8 protein-coding genes are annotated in these 11,827 nt (G+C 61.0%); all 8 read right to left on the bottom strand.

From position 1 onward, the window contains the following. Nucleotide 1 precedes the first annotated feature (1 nt). The 8 genes from rpoB to INF35_RS04055 all read right to left on the bottom strand — a co-directional run bounded on the left by rpoB (nt 2) and on the right by INF35_RS04055 (nt 11,825). Entirely contained in the window at nt 2-3,829 is a 3,828-nt protein-coding gene (gene rpoB, locus INF35_RS04020) for a DNA-directed RNA polymerase subunit beta (RefSeq protein WP_193500226.1), read from the bottom strand. A 637-nt stretch (nt 3,830-4,466) separates the two neighbouring features. Then, nucleotides 4,467-5,561, bottom strand: coding sequence for an RNA polymerase sigma factor RpoD (gene rpoD / locus INF35_RS04025; protein WP_193500227.1), 1,095 nt, complete (start codon nt 5,559-5,561; stop codon nt 4,467-4,469). An 87-nt stretch (nt 5,562-5,648) separates the two neighbouring features. Then, nucleotides 5,649-7,427, bottom strand: coding sequence for a DNA primase (gene dnaG, locus INF35_RS04030; protein ID WP_193500228.1), 1,779 nt, complete (start codon nt 7,425-7,427; stop codon nt 5,649-5,651). Between the two features lie 39 nt (nt 7,428-7,466). After that, complete coding sequence (locus INF35_RS04035) at nt 7,467-8,468, bottom strand: deoxyguanosinetriphosphate triphosphohydrolase (protein ID WP_193500229.1); 1,002 nt, start codon at nt 8,466-8,468, stop codon at nt 7,467-7,469. A 194-nt stretch (nt 8,469-8,662) separates the two neighbouring features. Further along, nucleotides 8,663-9,283, bottom strand: coding sequence for an IMPACT family protein (locus INF35_RS04040; RefSeq protein WP_193500230.1), 621 nt, complete (start codon nt 9,281-9,283; stop codon nt 8,663-8,665). A gap of 90 nt (nt 9,284-9,373) precedes the next feature. Further along, nucleotides 9,374-9,577 carry a 50S ribosomal protein L31 gene (gene rpmE / locus INF35_RS04045; RefSeq protein ID WP_193500231.1) on the bottom strand — a complete coding sequence of 68 codons (204 nt, stop codon included), beginning with the start codon at nt 9,575-9,577 and terminating at the stop codon, nt 9,374-9,376. Between the two features lie 193 nt (nt 9,578-9,770). Then, nucleotides 9,771-10,346, bottom strand: coding sequence for a Crp/Fnr family transcriptional regulator (locus INF35_RS04050; RefSeq protein ID WP_193500232.1), 576 nt, complete (start codon nt 10,344-10,346; stop codon nt 9,771-9,773). 156 nt (nt 10,347-10,502) lie between these two features. Further along, nucleotides 10,503-11,825 carry a hypothetical protein gene (locus tag INF35_RS04055; RefSeq protein ID WP_193500233.1) on the bottom strand — a complete coding sequence of 441 codons (1,323 nt, stop codon included), beginning with the start codon at nt 11,823-11,825 and terminating at the stop codon, nt 10,503-10,505. Between the last annotated feature and the right edge of the window lie 2 nt (nt 11,826-11,827).

Raw genomic sequence — 11,827 nt, forward strand, 5'->3', positions numbered from 1 at the left:
CTCATTCGCCGTCAAACATCGCATCGATGTTTGCCAGGTCCTCGGCATTGGGCTCCTGATCCTCGTCGTCCAGGTCGGAGTCAAAGCCGTCGTCGGCGTCTTTCACGCTGTAATCGTCCTGCAATTCGCTTTCGACCAGCACGTCGTCGCCCATGGGGATATCGCGGGCGTCAAAGCCGGTATCGTCGTCGTCAAATTCCTGACGCATATCCACCTCGTTGCCGTCGTGGTCCTGCACAACGATGTCGAGGCCGAGGCTCTGCAGTTCCTTGAGCAGAACACGGAAGCTTTCGGGGATGCCGGGCTTGGGCACGGGATCGCCCTTGACGATGGCTTCGTAGGTCTTGACACGGCCGACCACGTCGTCGGACTTGACGGTCAGGATCTCCTGCAGGGTGTAGGCGGCGCCGTAAGCTTCCAGCGCCCAGACTTCCATCTCGCCGAAGCGCTGGCCGCCGAACTGGGCCTTGCCGCCCAGAGGCTGCTGGGTGACCAGGCTGTAGGGGCCGGTGGAACGGGCATGGATCTTATCGTCCACCAGGTGATGCAGCTTGAGGTAGTACATATAGCCGACGGTGACCTTGGACGGGAACTTCTCGCCGGTACGGCCGTCGTAGACGGTGGTCTTGCCGTCGTCGGTCAGGTCGATCTTGCTGAAGTCGATGATGTGACCCTTCTCGCCCATCAGGCGGTCCAGCTTGGTGGGATACTCGGGGGCATTGTCGTTGTGCCACTTTTCGCGGGCATCGGCAAAGCAGTCACGCAGATCGGACTCGTGAGCGCCGTCGAAGACGGGGGTCTGGACCTTCCAGCCCAGAGCCTTGGCCACGTAGCCCAGGTTGACTTCCAGAACCTGTCCGATATTCATACGGGAAGGAACGCCCAGGGGGTTCAGCACGATGTCCAGCGGGGTGCCGTCGGGCAGGAAGGGCATATCCTCCTGCGGCAGAATGCGGGAAACAACACCCTTGTTGCCGTGACGGCCGGCCATCTTGTCGCCCACGCTGATCTTGCGCTTCTGGGCAATATAAACGCGGACCTGCTCCCGGACGCCGGGCTGCAGCTCGTCGCTGTTGTCGGGGGTAAAGACCTTGACATCCACCACGATGCCGTAGGCGCCGTGGGGCACGCGCAGGGAGGTGTCGCGGACTTCCCGGGCCTTCTCACCGAAGATGGCGCGCAGCAGGCGCTCCTCGGCAGTGAGCTCGGTCTCGCCCTTGGGAGTGACCTTGCCCACCAGAATGTCGCCGGCGTTGACCTCGGCGCCCACGCGGATGATGCCGCGGTCGTCCAGATCCTTCAGAGCCTCGTCGCCCACGTTGGGGATGTCACGGGTGATCTCCTCGGGTCCCAGCTTGGTCTCGCGGGCTTCGGTCTCGTACTCCTCAATGTGGATGGAGGTATAGACATCCTCGCGGACCAGCTTCTCGTTCAGCAGGACGGCGTCCTCGTAGTTGTAGCCTTCCCAGGTCATGAAGCCGACCAGGGCGTTCTTGCCCAGGCTGATCTCGCCGTTCTTGGTGGCAGGGCCGTCGGCCAGGACATCGCCCACCTTGACCTGCTCGCCCACAGAAACGATGGGCCGCTGGTTGTTGCAGGTGCCCTGGTTGGAGCGCATGAATTTGATGAGCTCGTAGGTGTCGGCGGAACCGTCCTCGCAGCGGATGACGACCTTCTCGGCGTCGACATACTCGACGGTGCCGGCGCGCTGAGCCAGAATGCAGACGCCGGAGTCGGTGGCTGCCTTGTACTCCATGCCGGTGGCGACGATGGGCTGCTGGGTGACCATGAGAGGCACGGCCTGCCGCTGCATGTTGGAGCCCATCAGAGCACGGTTACAGTCGTCGTTCTCCAGGAAGGGGATCATGGCGGTAGCCACAGAAACCATCATTCGGGGAGAAACATCCATGAAGTCCACGCGCTCGCGGGCGAATTCCTGAATGTCGTTGCGGTGACGGCCGGAGACACGGGGCCGGACGAAATAGCCGTTCTCGTCCAGAGGCTCGTTGGCCTGAGCGACGATGTACTCGTCCTCCACGTCGGCGGTCATGTAGACGACCTCGTCGGTGACATGGCCGGTGCCCTTGTCCACCTTGCGGTAGGGGGCCTCCACAAAGCCGTACTTGTTGATCTTGGCGAAGGTCGCCAGGTAGGAGATCAGGCCGATGTTGGGACCTTCGGGGGTCTCAATGGGGCACAGACGGCCGTAATGAGTATAATGAACGTCGCGGACCTCGAATCCGGCGCGGTCGCGGGACAGACCGCCGGGGCCCAGGGCGGACAGACGGCGCTTGTGGGTCAGTTCGGCCAGAGGGTTGTTCTGGTCCATGAACTGAGACAGCGGGCTGGAACCGATGAACTCCTTGATGGCGGCCACCACCGGGCGGATGTTGACCAGGCTCTGGGGAGTGATCTCGCCGGACTCCTGGTTCTGCAGGGTCATGCGCTCACGGATGACGCGCTCCATACGGGAGAAGCCGATGCGGAACTGGTTCTGCAGCAGCTCGCCCACGCTGCGGACGCGGCGGTTGCCCAGGTGGTCGATCTCATCGGTGGTGCCGATGCCGTGGTCGAGCCCCAGCAGGTAGTTGATGGAAGCAAAGATGTCATCCACCGTGACGGTACGGCTGATGAGCTTGTCGTGGTTCTTGCGCAGCAGTTCCTTCTGCTCCTCGGGATCGGAGGTGGCGTCCAGGATCTCCCGGATGCCAGCCAGGGAGGCGCGCTCGTTGATGCCCGCCTCTGCCTCAACATCGAAGCTGAAGAAGGGCTGAGCATCCACACAGCCGTTGGAGATGACGATGAAGGGCAGCGGTTCCTCGGCCTTGCGCTCGATGAGGACCGTCATGCGGGTGACGCCGGCGGCATCGATGGCCTCGGCCTTCTCGCGGGTGATCTTCTCGCCCTTGGCGGCCAGCAGCTCACCGGTCAGCGGGGCGATGACATCCTCGCCGGCCAGCAGGCCCATGATACGGCGGGCCAGGCTGAGCTTGTTGTTCATCTTGTACCGGCCGAAACGAGCCAGGTCGTAACGGCGGGGGTCAAAGAACAGCGCATCGATGTGGCTGCGGGAGCTCTCCACCGTCGGGGGCTCGCCGGGGCGCAGCTTGCGGTAGACTTCCAGCAGGCCTTCCTCGGTGGAATGGGTGGTGTCCTTCTCCAGGGTGGCGTTGATCTTGGGCTCGGAATCGCCGAAGAACTGACGGATCTGCTCGTCGGTGCCCAGGCCCAGAGCGCGCAGCAGCACGGTGACGGGCAGCTTGCGGTTCTTGTCGATGCGGACATAGAACACGTCGGAGGAGTCGGTCTCGTACTCCAGCCATGCGCCGCGGTTGGGGTTCATGGTGGCGGTGAACAGGTCCTTGCCGGTGCGGTCCTTGGAGGAGGAGTAATACACGCCGGGGGAGCGGACCAGCTGGGAGACGATGACACGTTCGGCGCCGTTGGAGATGAAGGTGCCCGAATCGGTCATGAGCGGGAAATCGCCCATGAAGATCTCCTGCTCCTTGACTTCGCCGGTCTGCTTGTTGAACAGGCGCGCAGTGACGTACAGGGGCGCCGCGTAGGTGGCGTCGCGCTCCTTGCACTCTTTAATGGTATATTTCGGGTGTTTGTCCAGGCGGAAATCAATGAATTCCAGAACCAGGTTGCCGGTGTAGTCCTCGATGGCAGAAATATCGTGGAAGACCTCACGCAGACCTTCCGCCAGGAACCAGTTGTACGAGTTTTTCTGGATCTCGATCAGGTTGGGCATCCCGATCACTTCGTTGATCCGAGAAAAGCTCATTCTGGTAGTTCTGCCGTTTTGTACGGGCTTGACCTTTACCATAAAATGCAACCACTCCTATTCTCAAGATTGACAAACTTGGCAAAGCACTTTCAAAACCGTCCTCCATGCTGGAAATCTTCGTCGTTTTTCACAAACTTTTCGATTCTGCTTGCACAGTCAACTGTCTTTAGGGCGCTCTATTCCATTTTTGTGATACTAAGACAGTATACGCCCCTCAGGCCTTATTGTCAAGCGGTTTTTCGGCATTTCGGCGGCATTTTTTGCGTCATTTGAAACACCCGGGTCAGTGTAATATAATTGGTGATTTTGCCGTGCAGGGGGGCAAAAAACGCTCTTGACAAATCCGTCCGGGCCCGGCGGTATGGTCATTTTGGCAAAAGCTGGGATTCCATGCCGCTTGACAAACTTCCCGCAATGTGGTAGCAGTCACCCCCGCTTTCTGCCGACCCGCAGGCCAGATACAGGGTATGGAACAATCGTTTTCCGCTTTCTCCCGTGAGGCGCCCCGCCCTGTCGGATGTTACGGGAACCGGTTGGCGTCCTTGCAAAAAGCCGCCCCCCTTCCCTCTTCGCTTGCCGCCGGGGCACAAAAAGCGGCAGCCGCCGCCCGCGGTCTGCGGGGCAGCGGCTGCCGGTATTTTCTTGTTATGGGAAAAGGCCTCGGGCTTTGCCGGGATCAATCCAGGAAGTCCCGCAGTTTCTTGCTGCGGCTGGGATGGCGGAGCTTGCGCAGGGCCTTGGCCTCGATCTGGCGGATGCGCTCACGGGTGACGTTGAACTCCTTGCCCACTTCCTCCAGCGTGCGGGGACGGCCGTCCTCCAGACCGAAGCGCAGGCGCAGCACCTTCTCCTCACGGGGGGTCAGCGTCTTGAGCACGTCGGCCAGCTGCTCCTTGAGCAGCGTCTGGCTGGCGGCCTCGGCGGGAACGGGGGCTTCCTCATCGGGGATGAAGTCGCCCAGATGGCTGTCCTCCTCCTCACCGATGGGGGTCTCCAGGCTGACCGGCTCCTGCGCCACCCGCATGATCTCACGGACCTTGTCCACCGGCATATCCAGGCGGTCGGCGATCTCCTCGGCGGAAGGCTCATGGCCGTTCTCGTGCAGCAGCTGGCTGGAGACCTTCTTGACCTTGTTGATGGTTTCCACCATATGCACCGGAATGCGAATGGTGCGGGCCTGGTCGGCAATGGCGCGGGTGATGGCCTGACGGATCCACCAGGTAGCGTAGGTGGAGAACTTGAAGCCCTTGGTGTGGTCAAACTTTTCCACCGCCTTGATGAGGCCCAGGTTGCCCTCCTGGATCAGGTCCAGGAACTGCATGCCCCGGCCCACATACCGCTTGGCAATGGAGACCACCAGACGAAGGTTTGCTTCCGACAAACGCTGCTTGGCGCGCTCGCCCTTGTAGCCGCCCTCCTTGATGTCCAGGGCCAGCTGGATCTCCTCGTCGGGGGTCAGCAGGGGCACGCGGCCAATCTCTTTCAGGTAGACCTTGACCGGGTCATCGATGGAGACGCCCTCCGCCGAGAGGGAGTCCTCAAAATCGTCCACGCTCTCCTCGGTCAGGGCAGAGGCATCCGCGGCGGCGTCGTCCGGCTCATCGTCCACGATCTCGATGCCATGGCCTTCCAGAGATTCATACAGTTTTTCCAGCTGATCCACGTCAAAAGCGCTTTCTTCCAGTGCATCGTTGATCTCGTGGGTGGTCAGCTTGCCGGTGCGGCGGCCGTTTTCGATCAGCTCGCGGACGACGTTTTTCTTTTCTGCCATAAGTAAGTTCTCCTTTGGATTGATTTTACCCGGATGGGTTTCCCTTGCGGCAAGGGCCGCTTGGATAGTATTGCTTGTTTTGCCGGGCTATTGCCTGGGCTCCTGGGATGCAGTTTTTTCCTTTGCGATGGAATTGAACAGCTGCCGGAATTCCTCATCGTTCAGTTTGCCCGCCTGGGCGCTCTTGGGCGTGGCCTGACGGATGCGTTCCAGATACATGTCGATATCCCGCCGGGAGGGAGTCAAGTCGATGTTCTGGGCCAGCACCATGGACAGCTGGGGCACCACGCCCTCGCTGACCAGGGGACCGATGGAGGTCAGGTTGACAGGGGTGCCGCTGTCGGCACACTGCCAGATGGCCCGGCAGGCCTCCTGCATTTCAGGCAGGATCAGGTCCTCCGCCTGAATATGCTGGCGGATATAGGGGATGGTATCGGGATTTTTCAGCATGGCAGCCACCAGCTGACGGCCTGCGCTGGCCGCGCCCAGGGCTGCGTCGCCGCCCTTGTCGTAGGGCACCCGGATGGAGGCGGCGATCCCCTCCCCTGCCAGAGCCCGCTGTTCCCGGCGGCGGGCTTTGCGCCCCGCCGTGCGCATGGCGGTGTTGAGCTGGTTGAGGATGGCCGTCTTGGAGACGCCGGTCTCCTCCGCGATGCGCCCTGCGTAAACATCCCGGGCGGTGGGGCTGACGCCGTCGGCCAGAATGTCCAGGGCACGGCGGATGTATTCCAGCCGTCCGTCGTCCGACTTGAGGTCGAACTGCCTCCTGCATTTGGCCAGGGCAAACTCGGTGGGATTGGCGGTGCCGTTGAGCAGGGCATCAAACCGGTCCCGGCCGTATTTTTTGATGAACTCGTCGGGGTCCTTGGCGCCGGGGATGGAGAGCACCGTCACCCGCACCGGGCTGTTGGCGAACAGCCCCAGACTGCGCTCGGTGGCTTTCTGGCCCGCCTCGTCCGAGTCGTAGCTCAAGACCACCTCGTCGGCATACTCGCTCAGCAGCTTGACCTGCTCCGCCGTCAGGGCGGTGCCGCAGGCGCAGACCGCCGTATCGAATCCCGCCTCGTGCATGCTGATGACATCCATGTAGCCCTCGCAGAGGATGTACCGCTTGCTGGGCGACTTTTTCGCCACGTTGAGGGCGAACAGGGTGCGGGATTTCTTGTAGACCAGCGTCTCGGGGCTGTTGATGTACTTGGGCTTGGAGTCGTCCAGCACACGGCCGCCGAAGGCGATGATGTTGCCCCGCACGTCAATGATGGGCACCATGACCCGGTGGCGGAAGATATCGTAAAGGTTGCCCTTGGCGCTGCGCTTGACCAGACCGGAATCTTCCAGCTCCGGCTCAGTGAAGCCCCGGCGCTTGAGGTAGTGGATCAGCCCGCTGAAGCTGTCCGGGGCATACCCCAGACCAAAGCGCCGGATGGCCGCATCGGACAGTCCGCGCTTCTGCTTCCAGTAGCCCCGGGCGGCGTTGGCCTCCGGGGTGGGGGCGTTGAGCTGCTCAAAGAAGTAGCGCGCCGCGCAGCGGTTGATCTCCAGCAGACGGCTGCGGCGGCGGGTCTCCTGATCCTCCTCCTCGGGCAGAGGCATGCCCGCCCGGGAGGCCAGCTGCTTGACTGCCTCCACATAACCCAGGTTGGAGATCTTGCGCACAAAGGTGATGACATCGCCCCCCGCGCCGCAGCCAAAGCAGTAAAAGCTCTGGGTCTCGGGGTAGACGACAAAGGAAGGCGTCTTTTCGGTATGGAAGGGGCACAACCCGGTACAGGTGCGCCCGCGATGCCGCAGCTGCACATACTGCTGTACCACTTCGGTGATGTCGTTGCGGCGGACGACCTCCTGAATATATTCCTGCGGAATCAATGCGGGCACCTCTTTTGCCGTGTTTTGTCAGCGGGACGGTTACAGCACCGCCCACTTTTTGGGAACGAACAGCTCCTCGAACAGGTTGGTGGCGAACTCATCGCTCATGCCGCTGATGTAGTCGGCCACCGCCCGGTCAATGCCTTCGTTAAAAGCGATCTGGATATAAAAGTTGGGCATCAGGTCGGGCTCGGCGCTCAGCCGCTCATACAGCGCCCCCACCAGCTTGTCCACCTTTTTTTCCTCCCGCTTGGCCTCCTTGTCCACATAGACAGTGGCGTACATGAAGTCCTTGAGGGTATTGTAGGCCCCCTCCACCTCGGGGGAAAACTGCATGGTATTGCGGGGGCTGTGCTGTACCAGGTCGGTGATCATGGTGGTGATGCGCCGGGACTTGGTATTGCCCAGCACCCGGATGGCTTCGGCAGGCAGGGCGGCAGGGTCCAGCACCCCGGCCGAGATGGCGTCCTCAATATCGTGATTCAGGAAGGCAATGTGATCGGCGATACGGACGGTGCGGCCCTCCATGGTGCGGGCCCATGTCCCCCGGGTGTGGGTGACGATGCCGTTGCGGACCTCCCACGAGAGGTTGAGGCCCTCTCCTTCCTTTTCCAGGAAATCCACCACCCGCAGGCTCTGCTGATAGTGGGCAAAGCCGCCGGGGCAGAGATTGTTCAGAGCCCTCTCCCCCGCATGTCCGAAGGGCGTGTGCCCCAGATCATGACCCAGGGCAATGGCCTCGGTGAGGTCCTCGTTCAGGCGCAGGGCCCGGGCGATGGTGCGGGCGATCTGGCTGACTTCCAGCGTGTGGGTCAGGCGGGTGCGGTAGTGGTCCCCTTCCGGCGAGAGAAAGACCTGGGTCTTCTGCTTGAGGCGGCGAAAGGCCTTGGAATGCAGGATGCGGTCCCGGTCCCGCTGAAAGCAGGGGCGCATGGGATCGGCCGGTTCGGGTTTGCGGCGGCCGCGGCTCTTCTCGCTGAGGGCGGCATACCGGCTCAGGGACAGGCGTTCCAGTGTCTCGGTCTGTTCGCGGATGGTCATGGGGCAACGGTCTCCTTTCCCGGGCATGATGCACCGGTTTTATCTATCCCGGCTAATTTTACGTCCTCATTTTATAAATACGATAAAAAATGGGAAAACACTTCTTTTCCACACAAAAAACACAAAAAGCCGTCCGGAGGGCGGCAATCGGGGGAAAAGCGCCGGCTTTTCTGCCGTTTTTCCCCCTTCCTGTATCAGAAGGGCGCGTACTCGGGCGGGGAGACCTGGATCTGCGCCGATCCCCGGGAAAGCTCCCGCAGCGCACCGAGGAGCTCGCCCTCAGTGCCGGCGGGCATCTTCCAGCACAGGGTCACGGCATCGTCGAACTCCGGCTGGTCACACTTGCCCCCTGCCGCCAGGATCAGCCGCTGGGCCTGCTCAAACAGGCTGTAGGGCAGCCGCACCCGGCAGGCGACCACCTCCCGCATGGTGACGATCTCGGCCCGTGCCAAAGCCCCCGATGCCGCCGCGGTGTAGGCCCGCACCAGGCCGCCGGTGCCCAGCAGGATACCGCCGAAATACCGCGTCACCACCACGATGACATCGGACAGCCCCGCGTGGCCGATGGCCTCCAGTACCGGGGTGCCCGCCGTCTTGGCCGGTTCCCCGTCGTCGGAATAGCGGGAGCGGCCGCCCTCCCGCAGAACGTAGGCGTAGACATTGTGGCGGGCGGTGCGGTTCTCGGCCCGGACGCGGGACAAAACCGCCAGGGCCTTTTCCTCGGTGTCTGCAAAGGCGGCCAGGCCGATGAACCGGCTGCGCTTCTCCTCATATTCAAAGGTCGAGGTGCCTGAGATGGTACGGTATTCGGCCATAGGACTCCCCTTTCCGGCCGCCGGGCGGCCGCACGCGAAAAAGCGGTGCTGCGGACGTTTCCATCCGCGGCACCGCCGCAAAATGCTTTGTTATTTGCCCAGGTTGTAACGGCGCTTGAAGCGCTCGACACGTCCGCCGGTATCGACGAGCTTCTGCTTGCCGGTATAGAACGGGTGGCACTTGCTGCAAACTTCAACACGGATCTCCGGCTTGGTGGAGCGGGTCTTGATGACGTTGCCGCAGGCGCAGGTAATGGTGCAATCCACGTACTTGGGATGAATGCCTTCCTTCATTTCATTTCACCTCTTTCTCGATCATGATAACGGGAGCCATACTTGATATATGTGCTCATCACAATCTTCGAATTTCGGCTACCAGCATACGCCATCCTGTGCGAACGGAGCAGCCTTCTGAACGATTGCCAGAATATTTTATCAGACATTCTTTCCCTTGTCAAGCAAAAATCCTTTGCATCCGGACGCAGGCTCACACCCCGTCCCGCACACTGCGGCGCAGGCGGCTGAGGGTGACGGGATTCATGCCCAGATAAGACGCGATGTACTTGTTGCTGACCTTGTCGGCCAGGCCGGGGAACTTTTTGAGGAACCACTCATACCGCTGCATGGCCGTGCACTGGTAAACCATCACCTTGAGTTCCCATTGGGAGGCAAGCGCATCGGTCAGCAGTTTGTTGTAAAGGACCAGCAATTCCGGGTACTTCCGCATCATTGCCGTCAGCTGTCTGGTGGGGATAGCCATGATCTTTCCTGCTGTCATCATCTCGATGCTGATTTTGGCCGGACTTTCAAACCCAAAGCTTGCCATGGCCGCCGTTCCGGGCCGGAAGCCGATGCAATCGGTAATTTCTTTTCCGTTGATATCCAGGAAAGAACCGCGAAAGACACCTTCCATCAAAAATACGATCCGCGTCTGAGGTTCGCCCGCACGGATGAGCACTGTCCCTTTCGATACGTTCTCAATCACCGCCGCATCGTTGATCTCCCGCAAAATTTCTGGATTTTTGATTCCGTAAATCGTCGAGCAGAATAAACTTGCGTCCATGCGCTCCCTCCTGTTTCAGGCTCTATGAATCGCGTATGTCCATGCATGTTATGTATTATATTTATTTTTGACAAACTTTGCATTAGCCTGTGTTAATTTTTTTCAGTTGAGCGCGTATTGTACAATTTGGTGCCGCCGTGCCGGCTCTTTTGCCGTTCAGTCGATGCGCGCGGCATAGATGGACCAGAAATAACTGAGTTTGTAGGCATCCACGGCGCCGTCCGGCACCTGGATTTTGGCTGTGCAGTCCCGCAGCAGATCCTGCCCCGGCGTACAGGCGGTGGGGTCTGCGCTCTGGAGCACGATCGTTTCCAACCCATCACACCCCGCAAAAGCCCCGTCCGCAATGGAGCTTACCGGCAGGCCCTGCCAGTGGGTGGGAACCGTCAGTGTCCGGCGGGTACGGCCTTCCTCCGTCACACCGGTGAGCACGGCGGCACTGCCCCGGGCCTCAAAGGTAAAGCAGTCGATGTCGGAGTCGTCTCCCCGGGCCGTCTCGGCAGTGGCCATGGCAGGCGGGTCGGGAACGGCGATTTCCGTCCGGCTGGTGTCCCCCAGCTGTGCCTTGAGATCCCGCACCAGGTTGCGGGTGTTGAGCTGCCGGCCTGCCTCGTTGAGGTGAAAGTTGGTGTCATAGAACCAGGCCGGGTCCAGAATGCAGGTGTTGGGGTCCCCCAGAATGGGAAAGTCCAGCTGCTGCCGCAAAAAATCATAGTAGGCATCGGCATCTCCCTGAACCGCGGCGGCATTCATGGGGCAAAACCGGTAATAGACCTGTGCCCCCTGAGCCTCGGCCGCAGCTGCCCAGGCATTGACCTTCTCCACAAAATCCGGGTCAAGGACCTCCTCTTCCAGCAAAACGGGGGTGTTGGCGTCCCAGCCGCCGGGCATCCGGTTGGAGGTGCAGTCTGCCTGCACATCCCCGCGGGCATCGAAGGAGGCGTGCCGGTAGATCCCCTCCGGCACCGGCTTTTCCCCCCGCAGGAAATAGTTTGCCTTGCGGGCCGCAAAGTAAGGGAATTGCCCCAAAAGCGCCCCAAAATGGGCCGGGTCCAACCGGGCCAGCAGATCAAAATGTCCGTCCAGCGCCTGCCAGGTAGCCTCGGCGTTGAAGTAGCAGGACAGGGTCTGCTGTTGCTGCTCCGGGGAGAGGATGACGATGTCCCCGGGCTGAAACTGCCCTTCCGACAGTTCCAGCATCACCTGGGTGCCAAGGGCCGCGTACAGCCCGAAGTTGACGGCGGTATAGCCGGGAAATTCCTGTTCCAGCAATTTGCTGTCCACCCCGAAGGCCACACTGCTGCCCCCCACCAGCACAATGCGGGGAGCCGGTGTCTGTTCCAGCAGGTCGCACTTGTCTCCCAGCTCGCCCAGGAAACTCTCGTCATACTGAGCAGGCAGGCCAAAGCCGCAAACCAGCAAAACCAGGGGGCCCAGCAGCAGCAAGGCCACAACCTGAAGCCACAATTTTTGTTTCACAG

The organism is Gemmiger gallinarum (assembly GCF_014982805.1).
In the GTDB taxonomy this organism is placed as follows: Bacteria; Bacillota; Clostridia; order Oscillospirales; family Ruminococcaceae; genus Gemmiger; species Gemmiger gallinarum.